The following is a 17,070-nucleotide window of genomic DNA, read 5'->3' as shown; positions in this document are numbered from 1 at the left end:
TCGGCTGAGCAGCTGATAATTTTCAGATTTCGCATAGATGCGCAAACTCCAATTTTGACGGAGCGTTTTTACACATTCTGGCCGATTTCTGCCTATCACCAAGGGCAGTAATCCACCCGCAGGAGTCGCTCATCCGATAAGGGTGTTGACGCCGTAGCCGAATTGTCCCACGTGCCGAGGCAAGACTGACCCATCTCCAAACCCGCTTAAATCAGCACAGACAATGATTCGCGAGGGATCAGACTGGGTCAGTGAAATCTCGGCAATTAGGTCAATTCAGCTTCGGCGCCAACATCATTTCGCCCCAGAGCCATTTCTTTGGTACTCGCTGGCGGTATTGTCGCTGCGCTGCTGGGCCCCACTTTGGCACGTTACGGTGGATCGCTCTTTCAACCGCTGTACCTTGGATCGTTTCTCTTGCTTTCGGTGGTCGCCGCACTTGGCTTCCTCGTGCTGCTGCTTCTGAAGATGCCAAAAAAAGAAGATGCACAGATCGCATTCGGCCAGGGACGTCCGTGGCGACGTATCGTCTCGCAGCCAACCTATCTCGTTGCCTAGTTTGGAGCTGCAACCGGCTATGGAATAATGATTCTAGCGATAACGGCAATGCCCCTCGCCATGCTTCACCATCATCACTCATTGGCCAATGCTACGACGGTAATTCAGCTCCATGTTCTAGGCATGTTTCTTCCATCATTTTTCACCGGGATGCTGATCTCCCGAATCGGCGCCTTACGGGTGATGTTGCTGGGAGTTGCGCTCTTGGCACTGCACGTACTAACCAGTTGGAGCAGCACCGGCCTCAGCGCTTTCGCCAGTGCACTAATTCTGCTCGGTATCGGCTGGAATTTTCTCTTCATTGGCGGTACAACTCTTCTCACGACCACCTACAGTCCTGCTGAAAAAAGTCGTGCACAAGCCACCAATGACATGACGATCTTCACAGTGGGTCTGTCTTGCTCGTTCGGTGCAGGAGGATTGCTCAATGTCCTTGGCTGGCAAACGCTAAATGCACTCTTGCTACCTTGGCTTGGACTTGCCGCTGTAGCAATCCTCTGGCTCCTTTTCGCCACTAGACGATCCGGTCTCAGTGGGCACGATCATGTTACTGCTAGGGCTGTGGTTGCTGAGCCTGATCATCAGCTGACAACCTTTGAACGCTGATAGCCAGCGGCTTGAGCATTTTGGAGAAGTGGGGACCAGACAGGAGGCAAGATCGAGAAAGCCAGCGCACAATTGCGCTAACTACCTGATTATATTGGTGTCCCATGGCAGGTTCGAACTGTACTCTTCCGAGAATTCCTCCCGAACGGCATGTTGGGCCAGGTGGTTCGGATTCCCGCGGCCATGACCCATTTAGGCAGCTTGAGATTCGGCAGCGTATGGTCCGGTGGTGCCTTGGTGGGTCACCTTCCCCTGTCTTACCTTACCGAAAAAAAGTGTCTTTCAACACGGATGATTGGAGTTCCGTCTCCGCTCAGGAAGTAGGCTTGGTCGGCCCTCTGAAACTTCAAAATTCAGACCGCCGAACCATGTTGATCAAGCTCACGAGCGACGACGGCGTAACGATACTCGTACCTTGCACGGAGTTCTTTACGCGTGGCTATGGCAGGAGCACGGAAACGATCCGCATGCTTCTCAGATACCCATGGAACGACGCAAAAAAACGATTCTTTTTTGATAATGAAGGCGATGCCAACACCACGCTTAAGCTACATCATCGCGTCAGGTCCAGCGAAGCCGTCTTCCTCCATCATGCACTACATGATGCTTACACCGGGGACATCTGCAAACGGCTCTGCAACCAGGCAACGTGTTTGAGCAAATCTAGGTGAGCTAGAAAGAGTTAGGTTCCCATCACGACAGGCAGCTTCGGCAAAGCGGACTGTCGCAACCTCTGAGATGTGCCGTTCGCTTATGCTTGTTTGAAGATCAGATCAAGGGCACCGACGCGATTCAGGGTGTAGTAAAGTCGCTCGATTTCGGCGTCAGAACTATCGCACCGTCGATCACTTCAATGGTCAGTACGTCACCGATGCTCAGTCCTAAGCTGGCGAGTAGGTCAGGCGGCAAGTCAATGATGACGTCGCCACTTCCATCCGCCGGATCTTGGCATTTCACTGTCCAGCGTTGGGCTTCGGTCATGAGGTTACTCACACTTTGGTCTTGTCGGGCATAATTCATTATGCTCGAAATGTCTTCTCCAGTTGAAGCGTGATGCTAACTTCTTCTGGCCGTTCTTTGCCGGTCTTCACTGTGGGAATAATGGTGAATTTCGATGCATTCGGGTGGTTCGGCGCTGCATTTCGTATCTAGGCGCGCAGCTTACGCTGCGCGTAAAGCTTTAGGATTAAGTAAAGAAATTTTGTCATTGCGGGTGATTTATGCATTTAGAGAAAAGATTCCTTTCCCTTAGAGCTGATATTTAAGTGCAAAGTGGAGAAACAAAACGACGCATCAACCAGCACGCGCGATGAGTCTCGTCGTCATTTGGTTTCTCGGTATCACGAGTAGTCGAAGTCGACCCAAAGAGATGGCGGCGACAGGCAGAAATCGGCTGTCAATCTCATCTGCTCTGAGCGAATACGATAAACAGCTCTAGGTTGGCTAGGAAAGGTTGGGCTTACGGTGCATGTGGGTACACACCTTAAATTGTGCAAGGTGAGCTGGACGGACGCTTACTCCCAAGTTGCGTAGACTCGTCTTGTAGGCATCACAATCAGGCCTTGTATGAGGAGCCATGATCAAGCTGAATCGCTTCGGCCCCCTCCAAGCGGCAAATTGCTCGCCCGTTCTTGGTTATGACGAAACTGTGTCCGTGGGCGACCAGCGCAATAAGGCGTCGGAGTCGCCGGCGAGCTTGGCTACAGCTGACGGTTGTAAACATAACTGAGGCACCTTGTGTATGGGGTTCTAGAGCATAGCGTCATGTACCCCTCACTTGCATGCAACGAACCGCTATAATCGTAATCGTTAGGCAAACACGCTCCAGCGTCCCCTAAAGGAAAAGCCGAAAATCCGCACCTGCCCAGTCATTTAGCTGACGCCGCGTAAGCGGGTCTCGATGAAACTTTCGTTTTTCTCTCAACACTCGACTGGCAGTGGTTGGTCGACCATGGCAATACCGACCCGTCGGATTTCCCAGGATGAATCCCCGAAGATCGGTCGCACATTTCGTACCAGCGGGTCGTCGCCAGGTGCCATCAGGCAGCACCGCCCCACTCCAGTGCCTGAAGAATACGACGAACTTGTTTAGCTCCTATCTCGGTTTCGCAGAGCATGATCGGTGCAGTCCCACCGAGCGCTTTATTCGGTGTCGACATCCACTGTGTGGCAGTCACTTTTGTCTCAAATATCGCCTCGGCCAAGTGACTGACCACAGCAATTCTGTCCAAACGCTCGGAGGCCACAGGATCAAGGTTCTTGTGAGCGCGCCGTCGTCGTTCAAGCGCCGAAGTTGATGCATTGAGCAGCGTTTCCAGGTGGCGGTCTTGAAGGTCGAAGGCCAAACGAACAACCTGGATGAGATCAGCGGGAAAACCAACTTTTATTTGGTGCAGCCGCTCCGATTCCGTCAGCGGCTCTTGATCGGAACTGAATCGCCAAAAGGCAGCGATGCCCTCCTCTCGGGACACAGCTTTCTTTTTTGCCGGACGTCGAGTCGCAGGTGAAGTGCCCATCAAACGTCCTCCCAATGATTGCCCATCCAATGGAATATGAGCTAACGCCGGTCTAACCGGAAGCGCCATTGAGCGCCAGTGGAATTCCATAACGCCCTAGGTCGATAAGGCGATGGAGCTATTTAGCCTCTCCGTATCCACAGACCAGGATCAGCGGCTTTGGGCTGATGATGAGTTGCCACGGCGGTCAATCGATGCTGGAGCCCAGGAAGGGCTCGGTCAGTCGGTCGACCCTTCGCTCTTCGAGCTGCCCGGCCCGCAGGATCTCGTTTGCATGGGGATAATGCCGTAACAGCTGGCGGGCCTGACGTCGCATGGACGCTGAAAGCGCGGAATCTTCTGCAAGCTCGACCAGAAAGTCTCGCGTCTGGATGAGTGCGCGCGTGCGCTCGTTGGGCATTGTCATGGTGTCCTCCTCGCACACACCGTGCACGGTCCAGCCGGTCTGAGCTCGCTGGCGTCCGACGTAGTTTTCTGCCTGGTAAATCGTCTACAGCCTACACCTAAACCAAGACGGCCCATTGAGTCTATCGCCGGGATCGGCCCGGGCTTTTCGAGAATCAGGCCCCTGTCCTCCTCGGCGTACCGTCCATCAAGGCCACCGGGCAAAAACCGCAGTGAGGTTTGAGAATCTTACATTCTCAAACCTCAGGATTGGCCCGCTTTTCCGATCACTGGCGGTTTTGTACAGGTGTAATATCGTAGGCCGTAGCGCAGTACGAAATCGGCGTTCGCGCAGTCATTTTGACTCTGGCGTACTGTCGCTTCGCCAGTGACCAAAAGCCTCGCCAGCATCGACGTAGCGCAGCGCACTGTGCACATCGCGCCAGCCAACATATTCCATCAAGGCTTTGGGGCTCCATTGATTGCGCGTGGCCCAGGTGGCAAAACCGCGACGTAGCGAATGGCCGCTGTAGCGCTCTCCCGCGACCCCACTGCGGGTCAACGCCCGACGCAGCACCCGCGCTACGCTGTAGGGGTGCAAGGCGGTCGGGGCGAGATGGCCCCAGCGGTCGATACTGCAAAACACCGGCCCCGCCTGCAGTTGACTGAGCGCCAGCCACTCTTCATAGGCCTGGACCGGACACAGCCGTTTTAACGCCGGCACACTGACGGTGCGGCCTTGATGTTCACGGTCGGATTTGCTGCTGGACAAAAACAGGCTCAGCCCTTCACCCACCACCAACTGGTTGGTTTCAATCCGCAGGCGACACAGATCGTCGCTGCGAAAAGCCCGCCAAAAGCCCAGCAACAACAACGCCCGATCGCGACAGGCGCGCAAACGCACCGTCGGATTCGGCGACGTCTCCTCCAGCAGCAGGGCCGTCACACACTGCTCCAGCTCCCGCAGTTGCAAGGGTTCGGCTTGGCGCACCGGCCTCGGGTGCAAGGCTTGAATACCACGCAACACGTCACGCACCTGCGGGGCTTTGGTCGGATCAGTAAATCCATGGTTCAAATGCCAGCGCGCCAGGGCCGCCAGATTACCGCGCAAGGTATTGATGGACAGCTCAGCATGCTCAGCCAGGTAGCGCACGATGCTGTCACTGGAGGCTGGGAGAAAACCGCCCCAGCCGACTTCGTAATGCGCCAAGGCTTGCTGATAGCGCCGCGTCGTACTTTCCCGGCGCGCGGCCTGCAGGTAACGCTCTGCCGTCGTCATGCAAGTGCCCTCCTTCCAACTGCGGATGGCTACCCGACTGAAGTACAAGTCAGGCATGTCAGCCGCTATGCGCCATACTCCATAACTACCGGGAATCCTACAGGAGCTCCTGACATGGCCCGCGGCGGTATCAACAAAGCTCTGGTGCACGCGGCGCGTGACGCCCTGCTGGCTCGCGGGCTGCATCCGAGCATCGACCTGGTGCGGGTCGAATTGGGCAACACCGGTTCGAAAAGCACCATTCAACGGTACTTGAAAGAACTGAACGGCAGCCACTCGGTCAATCAAGAAACGCCGCCAAGCATCAATGAAGAACTACTCACCTTAGTCAGTAGTCTAGCCGAACGCCTGACTCAGCAAGCTCAGGATGCTGTGGCCGAAGAACGCGAGTACTTCGACCGCCTGAATGTCGGCTACACACAAGAACGTGTGCAGCTGCGCGAACGTCTTGAACAAGCACAGTCCACCATCACCCACCTGACAAACGAACTAGAGCAACAACGCGAGTGCGAACGGCTACTGCGCGAGCAGCTACAAGAAGGTGAAGGAGAGCGTCAGCAATTGCGACAGATGGTGACGGGCCAGCAACAACTACTTGAAGACCGAGCTAATCAGCTGCAATCACTGGAGGACAAACATAAACATGCTCGAGTAGGACTGGAGCACTATCGACAGGAGCAACGGACCCAGCGTAGGCAGGAACTGCGCCGGCATGACGAGCAAACCCAGCAGCTACGCCAAGAACTGCGGAGCCTTCAGAGCACACAACTGGCCAAACAAGAAGAGTTGGTCACTGTGTACCGCGAGCACGAACGCATGCTCAATGAACACCGGGCGCAGCAGGAGCTGCTTCGACAACAAACCAAGACTGTTCGTGACAGTCAGCACACCAACGACGTATTGAGCGAACAATTGCGCCAATCGCTGACTGAGCAAGCGGTATTGCGGGAGCGGGTGAAACCTTATCTGCTGCAACACCGCGAAAACCGGCGGCAGTTGCGGGAACAGACACGTCAGATTGAAACGCTGCGAACCCTCCTGAGTCAATTGGCGCCTCCCGCCTAAAACGGGGCATTCCACTCGGTTATCGGTCGCGAAAGATACGCCGCATCTGTGTTCACCGCTTGATTGCCGAGCTCGCGTCTCGCTCGTTAATCAGAACGCTGATTAACGCGTTCAGATTGAGAGGGCGTGAACACGCGACGCGCAGCGCCTGAATCCCACTTCGAACGGCAGAACGGCAGAACGGCAGACACTACGCCGCTGCTGTGCACACCTTGCGCAGATTAACACCACTGAGCGCGCCATCTATCGCTACAGCAGCGATTTGGTAAACCGCCAATTAGATTGTGGATATTTTCCAACCCTGCACCGCCTTAACATCCAGCTTCCACCGTTTGAAGGAAAAGTACCTTCCATTTTTCCTGCGCATCTGTTTGCGACATCGCTTGAATAGCGGGGCTAATTTTGGTGAACAAAAATTGATGGGCGTGCGGGGTGCGCACACATCTTCGTCTGTCAGCCGCGGTACCACATTGTCCAAATCAATGAACATAGCGTGCACCATTTTTAATGCTTGATTCTCCTTCATTCCACATTGCCGCTGAAGTGCGCGAACAAGGCGACGTAGATTTTTCAATCGGCGCTTGAACTGCTGCAGACTACTTGGCCAACCGCGAACAGGACAAAGAACGACCTGACGAATCAGGCGATCTACAATCTGAAACAACAAGCGCGTTGCTCCCGTCATCTCAGGATGTAGGCACACCAACAAAAAAAACTGGGAAAAGCGCCGACTCAGCCAAACCCGCTGCGCTTCCAAACGAGACGAGCGGCTCCAAAGGATAACGAGCGCAAAACACAAACATCCCCAATCACTATATGCGATCGGCTGCCAGTGCTTGAGCGAGCACTTGTCCAGGTAATGGTCATCACTCTGGATGCTTCCAGCCAACCTTTCCCGTGTGCGCCGGTTGCGTTCATGCAGTTTGCGCCATTCAAGCTTGCCCGCACCGAGTCGTACAAGCTTGTCTAATTCGTGCGAAAACGCCTCCAGTTGGAACAACACCACCCACAATGGGTTAATTAGCACCATAAATACGATAGTAAAGCGTTTGCACAGGGCCGCTCGTAAACTTGGCGCGACTAAAACACCGCGCAAGTAACGCCTCCATTTCATACTCGGATCATCGCACCTAAACCCCAAAAACTGTCGCTCGAAGTCCTGCCCCCAGCGCATGAGTGAGCTAGGTTCGCGCTTGATTTTGGCGGCAATGATTAAGGTATTGATAAATACGATCGCTCGTACGCGGTTGATCGCCTTTCGATACGGGCGCAGATCTAGCTTATTTGCCGCTCTGTCAGGGTCTTTCATCATGTAGTGATACTACAAAAATTTTCACATTATTAAACACCTGGCCAAAACAGGCGTCAGAAACACTTCGCTATCTAGTGAATAACTAAACGACATAACAGGCAATACGTAATTATTATGTAATAGAACCATCCATCGCATATAAAAAAAACATATATATGTCTAGCACACCACTTAGGTCCACGAGTTTGTGCATTTTCCAGAAAAACAATCTTTTGGATCGATGGAGTTTACGGCTGATAATGGCGACACCTACCACAAGGAGGCGGTGCCCCATATTGGCGACGGAGTACGGAAATGAAGATCACATACCTATTTCTGCCGAATGAACGCTTGAAGCCGAAGCTTCTGCGTCAAGTGGCAAAACAATGGCCGTTACAACCAAACCCTTTGGTACGGGATGATAGCTTTAGGAGCGATAACGGCCAGTTGCGTCGGAACCGTCGGATCGTCGACAGTCGGATAGACTTCAGCGCATTGTCAGCGCCGCTGAACCTGCTTTCGCGTCATTCGCTCTCGCATGAGAGACACTTCGATCGTACTCAACCTACGTGGACCAGGAACCCACGCACCTGCACGCCGTTCTTTGCCCCGACAACGACCAAAATCGACTCCCCCTTCATGGAAATAAAACTGAAGAACGTTGATACCCGCCTAAGTGACCCGTACTACATGACGACGGCGACGGAGCTCCGGTCCTCCAACATCCTTGCATGCCGATATTTTTCCGGCGCGACGCTCAAGCAAGCCACCCTCAAGGCCGCGGACTTGATGTTTGAAAAAGTGCTTGGTGGGGTATCCATGCATGCTCGAGTTGCACAACGCTACAAGTACCGTGGTACCGACTTTGAGGTAGTCGATTCTCTAGAAGGATCTTTTTTGCTGTGTTCGACGGAATTTGCTGATGGGTACGCTGAGCTACGTGCGGATGCACCATCGCGCCTCCCACCACAACATTTCCGCGAGCTAAAAGCAATCTCCATACCCACACACCAGACTCCACCACAGAGGGTTGCTACGGGTTCCTCAAAAAACGCTCCAAGGCGCCAGCGGATCGATCGCCAACCGAAAGTGGTTCAAGATATTGTGAGGCACCACGCCAATGCGAGCTGGATCTACCCAGTGCGTTCTCGTTACAGCGCATTGGTTCGAGTTATCGTCATGGAACTTACGCGCCGCAATCAATTACTTATTGTCAATGACCAAGTCAAGGTACTCAGCCGCAGTACTTTGTACCTGATACTTCAAGAACTCGAAATGAAATCTAGTAGAACCGGAGTGTTATCAGGAATACAATCCGCCATCCCCCCTAACCATACTGTCTATATAAAATTAGGCCAGGTGCGCCGCCCATCGAAAAATAAAGTTGAGATGGTGTACCGCCACAGCCATTCTAAGTTACAGAAACGTAAGCGCACACACTAGCGTAAACTTACAGATTGATTTACTAAGTATGGAAAAAGAGCGTGCACTCTGCACTCTGCACTCTGCGCTCGACTTTACGTGCTCCAAGGAACTCTGACTTACCCAAAACAAACAATGGCAACTCGGATCGTAATTCAAAGTGAGGGACTTACTTAGCACAAGTGCCTCTCGTGAGCCCCCGCGAACACTTAGTGGCCCGGCTAAAGCTCTTGGCTAAAAACCAAACTATCGTTTAACGAAGCTCTGCAGCGGGAGATCGCAAGATGATCATCACGTCAGGAAAAATCAACCTCGACGATGGGCCTGCACGTAAATCGATTCGGCGGCGACGTCAAAATTTCATCTCGGTTTTTCCATCCTTGAAGAATGGCCATTCGATGGAGTGTGATGCGGTGCTGGAATCGGACTATTGCATCTGGTTGGAGTACGACGCACAGGTCGTCCAGTATTACACGCAGCCGCATACCTTTACCTGGATTGATGACGATCAGCACTATGTCTATACGCCGGACTTTCTCGTCGTACTCACGCACGGTGACAGCTACTTTACGGAGGTAAAGTACGATTTCAACAAACAACGGTTAAGTCGACTGGACAAAATGAACAGCTTCAATGCGCTTTGCATTCAGGAAGGTTGGGCCTTTCACCGCTGCGACCAGCAGAGTATCACCGGTTCGCCGAAATTTCAGACTCTCAAAGACCTGTACAGTCGAATAAGGCCTTACAACGAACAACAGCAAATGTACTTTTTTCACTATTTGCAAAAGCGGAGCTGGCCGACGACGTTGGGTGATCTGATGCAAGATAGCGCCGCTCCGGACATCGGAACCATTTGCTACAACCTATTCACAGGACAATTAATCGCTGATTTGACCCAGCGTTTGACGTTGAACCTCGTAGTCAATCCGGCCATCTCACATGAATGAAAAACCATTAGACATCGCGGTCGGCAGCCAATACCTCATTAATGGCCGGGTCATGGAGGTCATTTATGTCGACGAGGAACTGGTGACACTAAGGGACTTGGAGCGCCTATATACCCTATCCATGACCGTCAGTGCACTAGTTAAGGATCTGGTCCATCGAAACATTGTCCAATTCGCACGCCCGCCAGGAGCGGGATCCAAGGCCTTAGCTTTTCTCAATCCAGAAGACCCTCAGGTCATCGCCGCCAAGCGAAAACACTATTATGTCGATTCTGCGCTCAAACAACTAGGTGGGTCCCTTCCTGAACAGGCAACCAAAGCACTTATCCTTAAACTAAAAAATGAAATAAATGACCCCTCACCCCCCAGCTACAACTCGTTGTACAAATGGTCTAAACGCTATCGTGAGCATAATTGCGACCGATTTTGTTTACTGAAAGAACATAGCTCAGCGCCGCGTGGTAAACGCCTAGATCCAGAAGTTGAAGCGATAATCCAAGAAATGATTGAAATGTGGTATTTCAGAGCGCCGCCAGCAAAAGTAAAAAGTATACACAGCTATGTCTGCGGCCAGATCGCCGTAATTAATCGCCGCCGAGAGGGTTACTCGACATTACTGTTGAAAAAGCCTGCACTGTCTACTGTCCAGCGAAAGATAGCCAGATTGTGTCAGTTATCCGCTGATAGTGCGCGGCATGGCTCGGAATATGTAAAAAAACACCATCATTCGAGCAAGCTCGGCGCAGAACCGGACGAGATACTGGATCTCGCTGAAATAGATACACATCAGTTAGACATAAACGTTATTGATAAGGAAGGAAATCTACTCGGGCATATCGTATATTGGACCGTTATCCTAGAGATCAAGACTCGATGCGTTATTGGCTGGGAGCTGTCAGCTACGTACCCCTGTGCAGAAAAAACTATTCGCGCACTGAATAAAGCACTTCAGGCGGTGATCGGCGAAGAACGTCGTCGAGGCAAACCGCGCGCACTGCACAGCGACAATGGCTCTGAATTTATCAACATCGTAATCCATGAGTTTTTAGATCGATTGAACATTATTCATACTCGAGGTCCCCCCTATGCGCCAAATGCACGGGCGCGCCTAGAACGTTTTTTTGAAACCTTTGAACTATGGTTACATGAACAAGCGGGAACCACTATGTCTAATCCTTCGGACTGTGAATATTACAATTCTGAACGGGAAGCGGCGTACACAATAGAAAGCCTGAATCGACACGTCGAATACTGGTTAGAGAACGTATACCACCAACGCAAGCATCGCGCGTTAAATATGCCTCCGGCAATTGCGTGGGAACGAGGAATGAAAAATAGGCTGCCGCCGGAAAAGTTTTCTGAGGAAGACCTAAATATCCTATGCCGACGTGTTCAGTATGCCAACATCACCGCTGCCGGGCGAGTACAGTTTTTATGCTTAAGTTGGTATGGCCCGGGCCTTCAGGAAATCCGTTCGAAACTAAAAAGCGGGCAAAAGGCAATATGTTATTACAACCCTTTAGATTTAGGCGAAATATGGATCGCGCACCCGGATAGGCCTCGAGAGAGAGAGCGAGCATATGCCACCCAGCCAGAGTACCAAAATAATTTAACTCTCTCAGAACATCAGACTTTGCACGCGAAATACTTGGCAGAGGGTCGCACATTCGACGACAGCAATCCCGACGCCGCCTTATTGGAGCTTCGACAACAAATGGCCGAGGAATATCGGGATACACGTCGACTGCGCAATAAGGCGAGAAAACAAAACGTTTCCAAACCCAAAGACCCAACAGCGAACAACCAGACTGATATTTCAGAGACCGACAATGCCCAGCATAATATTGAAGATATTCCTAACTTCGAGGTAGAGAAGTTATGAACAATGTTGCTCAAGAAACTAACATCAACGAAATCTTGGAATCCTTATCCGCCTGTACGGTTTGGTACCCGGATTATCAGGAAGCCATGCGGCTGATTACAAAATGCATCGATACCACACATAACCGAAAAGACCCATCTTCCGCCATGTTGATAGGTACCACTGGAGTTGGAAAAACCAGACTATGCCACATGATTGAAAAACAGCTAGGACTAGCTAATAACGTTGAGGACGACCAATGCGTGAAAGAAAAACGTCCTTGCGTTTATATTGAACTACCTGAATCCGCTACGATAAGAAGCTTATCCATGGTGATGGCCAGAACTCTTAATGAGCACCCAAACGACATGCAAAGTGTTACATCTCTAGAGGTTATGATCATAGAAAGACTTATTACAATGGAAGTAAAACTGGTGATATTTGATGATTTTCACCATATTGCTGAAAAAGGCGGATCAAAAACAAAAAACTCGCTATGCAACTGGTTAATTAAACTTATGAACAACTCTGGCATACCGTTTTTAATATCAGGATCGCCCGGAGCCGAAAGTACTATCAATACAATTCAAGAGTTAAGTGACCGCTTCCCCTATCGCGCCCGCCTGAAAACTCTTCCTTTAGCTGAAGAGCAAACAAAACCTGTTTTGCTTGGTGTACTTGCAGGTTTGCAACGGGAAATTGTCAGATTAGGAAGTTTGAAAAGCTACCCTCATTTAACGGATCCAAACCACTACAATGCCATATACCTGGCAACCCAGGGAAATTTTAGAAGATTAAGTAACTTGCTACATGATAGCTTCCGACTCGCCCTGATTCGAGGGGACTTCATCCTGACAATATCGGATTTTGCGAATGCTGCTGATGACCTGGCATTTTGTTGTAGCCCAAACTATTTTCGCATGAGCTCTCAACAACTTAATAAAGAATTAAAAGCCAAAGCCAACCAATTATTGAAGGCTGAAAAATGAACAAACTTTGTTATGTTGCAAAACCTCAGCAGTGGGAAAGTCCCAAAGGCGTTCTAATGCGCACAGCACTTCACAACGGTTACCGAAATGTCGCATTTATGTGTACGGCTCTGAAAGTTCCTTGTACTGGGAACGGACTAGATTTATTGACAGAAGAATCACCTATCATGAAAATTTTAGCTATGGTTACGCCAACAATCGAGCAATCAATCATAGCAAATACTTACGCGGTGAAAAATACTGGGGTTGCACTATGGATTATTGATGAGCTTTCCGTCTGCCGCTCGAATTTTCTACATCACTTCGCGTACTGCCCGAAATGTTTGAGTGAAGAGCTTATTACTGTATTTCAGGACATCCATGGATTAACCATCTGCCCTATCCATAGAACGCGGATTATCACAAAGTGCCCCGACTGCCATCAGACTGAACATTGGACAACAGCTAATTTGTTATTCTGCAAGTGTGGATCTGACCGGCGAAATACTACATGCAAAAACGCTAAATTACTCCAAGAGCAGAACCTCGAGACATTTGGCCCTGACACCTACTTACCACAGCTTTCACGAATAACCGAGATAGCACAAATATGTGAAAATATCTGGCACTCAAGACAATCTGAAAACGAACAAAAACCTTGCTTTCTCCTAGACACTGTTCGGCAACATGCAAAGACGATGATCAATACACAAGTAGCGAAATACCCTGGATTCACACGCCCCATGCACTTATCACCTTGGGTTTCAGGTCATCCTCTGTTAGCAGAAATCGCCGGTGGCATGATTATAGAAAAATCAACCTTCAATAAAATTTGCCTTACCGAACGATGCTGCGCGGACGTCCAACTAACCATAAATGAAATTATTTACTCCATAGGCAACTGGGAAGATTGGCCAAAAGACAGATCTTTCGTCTATAAAAACTTTCATCTAAATCGGCGCCCCACAGGAAAATGTTACTATCATAGCTTTACCCCTATCTGTAGAATTATCCATTTTTTACGCGAAAGCAAACTTCATCTTAAATCCGAAAAGGAAATCAGCGAATTAAATTATCTATCTACACCAGAAGCGGGCAAACTACTACAATGCAGCAGCGGGACAGTACTGCAGTTAGCCGAATTGGGATACTTACAGAGATCCAGCCAAAATCAAAAATCAGGAAGCGGGCATCGTGCCTTAATCACTAAACTCTCGGTAAAGCACTTTCGCGACAAATTCATCCTCGTGGGACAGATTTCAAATCTTCTGAAAACAACGCCGATAAAAACAGTTCGCTTACTTAACCAACTTGGTATCTCTTCGGATCATGACAAACTCGGCCCGTATGTTTACGAGCAATATATAATACATGCCGCCTGGGAAAAATTAGAGAAGGCGTTGAAAAACCCCCCTTCCCTTTTCCCAATCGTTCTGCCTCCGACTCAAGGCGTCCACAACTCCTTTAAAACAATTAACTTGAATAGCAACGTCACTGAAGAGAATTTGCTCCAGCAGCCTGTATTTATTACAGAGCGCACACCCGAAGATAACAGGTGCTGCTACACAACCAATGAAGCTGCTACATTTTTAAATATCTCAGGCAAACTTTTACAGTATCGATTTGTTCTTACAGGTCTAATTACACCAGAATTTATCGATTGCACCCCCCGTTATTCATTAGCTCACATAAACACTATGAGCAGCCACTTACAGCAACACCTATCCATAGAACAGATCACTAGAATATTTAGATGTGGACGAAATAAAACCAACAGACTGCTGAATTCATTCAACCTCAAACCGTCGTGCATACTACTTTATTCTAACGGAGACAAACAATCACTTTACAGCAAAGCTGAAATTTATAATCTTAGCACTCGCCCAACAACAAAAAAACGCAAAGGAACGATCAAGAGTAAGGGTAACTTAAAAAAACGAACTTCTACTTATGACTGCCCCCCACCGTTTCGTGACTAGACAACATTGACATTTTTTTCAATGCAACAGATACATCAATTCAGAGCGAACTACAATCTACTTAAACAATTCCAAATGAGAAGCACACCCCACACGCAATCTGTAGAGACACGTGCGGACTTCCGTGGATAAATACATTTCTATCCACTGGCTTACCTCCTCCCCCCCTATCATCGTACACTTCCCCTTCTCCTCTCCCCTCCAAAGAAAATTTCAACGTTATCCATAGCAACAGAGAGTCGCTTTATGGGCCACCCTCAATCAAATTCCCACGCCCAGGTTTCAACTTATAAAATAATTAAAAACGTCATATCTGCCGCTCTCAGAATTTTAACTTCAAATGACTCCGGATATTATTTTTTTACAAACTAGTGCTTTTATTCTTTACCCTTTAATGACCTACGGGCCTCAACCCATTGATCTGAAACAAGGCAATTTTATTTTCTGATGACCACCGAAGACAGCGTGTAATCCGCAATCGATACTAGGCTCCATCAACCGAGACATCTCGCCTCGGGACTTCGGAGATCGTTATGACTACTCAAAACCTCAGCGGCAAAGTGGCTTTGATTCAAGGCGGGTCCCGCGGCATCGGCGCCGCCATTGTCAAACGCCTGGCCGCTGAAGGCGCGACTGTTGCCTTCACCTACGTCAGCTCCACGGCCAAAGCCGAAGCCTTGCAAGACAGCATCACTGGCAATGGCGGCAAAGCCCTCGCCATCAGGGCCGACAGCGCCGACGCCGGGGCCATTCGCAGCGCCGTGAACGCCACGGTAGAAGCCTTTGGCCGCCTGGACATCCTGGTCAACAACGCTGGCGTGCTGGCTGTTGCACCACTGGAGGATTTCAAACTCGAAGATTTCGACCAGACACTGGCCATCAACGTGCGCAGCGTGTTCATCGCCACCCAGGCCGCCGCCAAGCACATGACTGAAGGCGGTCGCATCATCAACATCGGCAGCACCAACGCCGACCGCATGCCCTTCGCCGGTGGCGGCCCTTACGCCATGAGCAAGTCGGCGCTGGTCGGCCTGACCAAAGGCCTGGCCCGCGACCTCGGCCCGCGCGGCATCACCATCAACAACGTGCAACCGGGCCCGGTCGACACCGACATGAACCCGGCCGACGGTGACTTCGCCGACAGCCTGATCCCGCTGATGGCTGTGGGCCGTTACGGCAAAGCAGAGGAAATCGCCAGTTTTGTCGCCTACCTGGTAGGGCCGGAAGCCGGTTACATCACAGGGGCGAGCCTGACCATCGACGGTGGTTTTGGCGCCTGATGCGCTAGACGCAATCAAAATGTGGGAGCGAGCCTGCTCGCGAAAACGGTGTGTCAGGCGACATTGATGTCGTCTGACCTTCCGCTTTCGCGAGCAGGCTCACTCCCACATTTCTACATCAAGCCCATTCGAGGGCTGGCAAACCACAAGCACTCGGCTTGAACGCCTTCAACGAACGAAGAATGCCATCGGCGTGCGCATACTTTTCGTCAGCCATCGCCGCGTCGGGAATCGCAATCGCCGTCATCCCCGCCGCTTTCGCCGCCGTGACACCGAACGGCGAATCTTCGAACACCAGGCAGTCTTCGGGCGCAACGCCCAGGCGCCGCGCCGCCGTGAGGAAGATGTCCGGCGCCGGTTTGGCCGCGCCCACTTCAGGGTCATCGGCCGTCACAACAAAGTCGAACAGCGCGAACCAGTCGCGGTGCAAGGTGGTTTTCTGGCCGAACGACTGACGCGAAGAACTGGTGCCGACTGCGATTGGAATGTTGTTGGCTTTCAAGTGCCTGACCAGTTCCTCGGCGCCGGGCATCGCCAGCGCTTGCGGAAAACGCTCGCGCATCAGCGGTTCGCGAATCACCAGAAACTCTTCGGCGGTGATGGGCAACTCCAGCGCCTCGACCACGTACCGCGCCAGATCACCCGCGCCACGGCCGATGATGTTCTGCTTGATGCTCCAGTCGAAGACCCGACCGTAGCGCGCGGCAATCATGGACGTGACCTCGGTATAAATGCCCTCGGTGTCCAGCAGCAAGCCGTCCATATCAAAAATCACGGCCTTGATCGGGCCGTATTCATTCAGCGGTGCATTCATCGCATCTGATCCGTTTTCTAATGACATCCCAGAGGCGGCTCAGGTGCGGCCGGGTCCGTGATCGATTAAAGGATTCAGCAGCATAGCGAGCGCGGCGGCC

15 protein-coding genes and 1 pseudogene are annotated in these 17,070 nt (G+C 51.0%); 9 read left to right on the top strand and 7 right to left on the bottom strand.

The annotated features are described in order from the left end of the window. The first annotated feature begins 318 nt into the window (after positions 1–318). Together ACA075_RS09185 and ACA075_RS09180 are read left to right on the top strand one after the other, a co-directional pair. Positions 319–558 carry a hypothetical protein gene (locus ACA075_RS09185; RefSeq protein WP_497298184.1) on the top strand — a complete coding sequence of 80 codons (240 nt, stop codon included), beginning with the start codon at positions 319–321 and terminating at the stop codon, positions 556–558. 21 nt (positions 559–579) lie between these two features. After that, positions 580–1,164, top strand: a pseudogene (locus tag ACA075_RS09180) (MFS transporter); the annotation flags it as partial. 792 nt (positions 1,165–1,956) lie between these two features. Here the strand turns inward: ACA075_RS09180 and ACA075_RS09175 are convergent. The 5 genes from ACA075_RS09175 to ACA075_RS09155 all read right to left on the bottom strand — a co-directional run bounded on the left by ACA075_RS09175 (position 1,957) and on the right by ACA075_RS09155 (position 5,343). After that, a complete protein-coding gene (locus ACA075_RS09175) occupies positions 1,957–2,145 on the bottom strand; it encodes an AbrB/MazE/SpoVT family DNA-binding domain-containing protein (RefSeq protein WP_497298183.1) in 189 nt (62 codons plus the stop codon). Between the two features lie 574 nt (positions 2,146–2,719). After that, positions 2,720–2,887 (bottom strand): type II toxin-antitoxin system prevent-host-death family antitoxin, encoded by a 168-nt coding sequence (locus tag ACA075_RS09170; RefSeq protein WP_497298182.1) that lies wholly within the window; start codon positions 2,885–2,887, stop codon positions 2,720–2,722. 316 nt (positions 2,888–3,203) lie between these two features. Further along, positions 3,204–3,680, bottom strand: coding sequence for an Xre family toxin-antitoxin system antitoxin (locus tag ACA075_RS09165; RefSeq protein WP_497298181.1), 477 nt, complete (start codon positions 3,678–3,680; stop codon positions 3,204–3,206). A gap of 187 nt (positions 3,681–3,867) precedes the next feature. Then, entirely contained in the window at positions 3,868–4,086 is a 219-nt protein-coding gene (locus ACA075_RS09160) for a BPSL0761 family protein (RefSeq protein WP_497298180.1), read from the bottom strand. A gap of 333 nt (positions 4,087–4,419) precedes the next feature. After that, entirely contained in the window at positions 4,420–5,343 is a 924-nt protein-coding gene (locus tag ACA075_RS09155; protein WP_497298179.1) for a site-specific integrase, read from the bottom strand. Positions 5,344–5,457: 114 nt separating this feature from the next. Between ACA075_RS09155 and ACA075_RS09150 the strand changes: the two genes are divergently transcribed. Next, entirely contained in the window at positions 5,458–6,408 is a 951-nt protein-coding gene (locus ACA075_RS09150) for a DNA-binding protein (RefSeq protein WP_497298178.1), read from the top strand. A gap of 277 nt (positions 6,409–6,685) precedes the next feature. Here the strand turns inward: ACA075_RS09150 and ACA075_RS09145 are convergent, their stop codons facing one another. Continuing rightward, positions 6,686–7,720, bottom strand: coding sequence for a hypothetical protein (locus tag ACA075_RS09145; protein ID WP_497298177.1), 1,035 nt, complete (start codon positions 7,718–7,720; stop codon positions 6,686–6,688). A gap of 294 nt (positions 7,721–8,014) precedes the next feature. Between ACA075_RS09145 and ACA075_RS09140 the strand changes: the two genes are divergently transcribed. The 6 genes from ACA075_RS09140 (at position 8,015) to ACA075_RS09115 (ending at position 16,156) form a co-directional block, all read left to right on the top strand. Then, positions 8,015–9,142: a hypothetical protein gene (locus ACA075_RS09140; protein WP_497298175.1), complete on the top strand. Its 1,128-nt coding sequence runs from the start codon at positions 8,015–8,017 to the stop codon at positions 9,140–9,142. Between the two features lie 263 nt (positions 9,143–9,405). Next, complete coding sequence (locus tag ACA075_RS09135) at positions 9,406–10,068, top strand: Tn7 transposase TnsA N-terminal domain-containing protein (protein WP_497298174.1); 663 nt, start codon at positions 9,406–9,408, stop codon at positions 10,066–10,068. Further along, a complete protein-coding gene (locus ACA075_RS09130; RefSeq protein WP_497298173.1) occupies positions 10,061–11,950 on the top strand; it encodes a TnsB C-terminal domain-containing protein in 1,890 nt (629 codons plus the stop codon). The genes ACA075_RS09135 and ACA075_RS09130 overlap by 8 nt, the downstream gene beginning before the upstream one ends. Next, the gene (locus ACA075_RS09125; RefSeq protein ID WP_497298172.1) at positions 11,947–12,918 is read left to right on the top strand and encodes a TniB family NTP-binding protein; all 972 of its coding nucleotides are present in this window, start codon (positions 11,947–11,949) and stop codon (positions 12,916–12,918) included. Before ACA075_RS09130 ends, ACA075_RS09125 begins: the two co-directional genes overlap by 4 nt. After that, positions 12,915–14,876 (top strand): hypothetical protein, encoded by a 1,962-nt coding sequence (locus tag ACA075_RS09120; RefSeq protein ID WP_497298171.1) that lies wholly within the window; start codon positions 12,915–12,917, stop codon positions 14,874–14,876. The genes ACA075_RS09125 and ACA075_RS09120 overlap by 4 nt, the downstream gene beginning before the upstream one ends. A gap of 533 nt (positions 14,877–15,409) precedes the next feature. Further along, positions 15,410–16,156, top strand: coding sequence for a 3-oxoacyl-ACP reductase family protein (locus ACA075_RS09115; protein ID WP_497298170.1), 747 nt, complete (start codon positions 15,410–15,412; stop codon positions 16,154–16,156). A gap of 118 nt (positions 16,157–16,274) precedes the next feature. Here ACA075_RS09115 and ACA075_RS09110 read toward each other — a convergent pair whose 3' ends face one another. Beyond that, positions 16,275–16,970 carry an HAD-IA family hydrolase gene (locus ACA075_RS09110; RefSeq protein WP_094471427.1) on the bottom strand — a complete coding sequence of 232 codons (696 nt, stop codon included), beginning with the start codon at positions 16,968–16,970 and terminating at the stop codon, positions 16,275–16,277. Positions 16,971–17,070 lie beyond the last annotated feature (100 nt).

This window comes from Pseudomonas sp. LBUM1663 (assembly GCF_059695905.1).
Note: the sequence above shows the minus strand (reverse complement) of the source record. Positions and strands in the feature narration are given on the sequence as shown.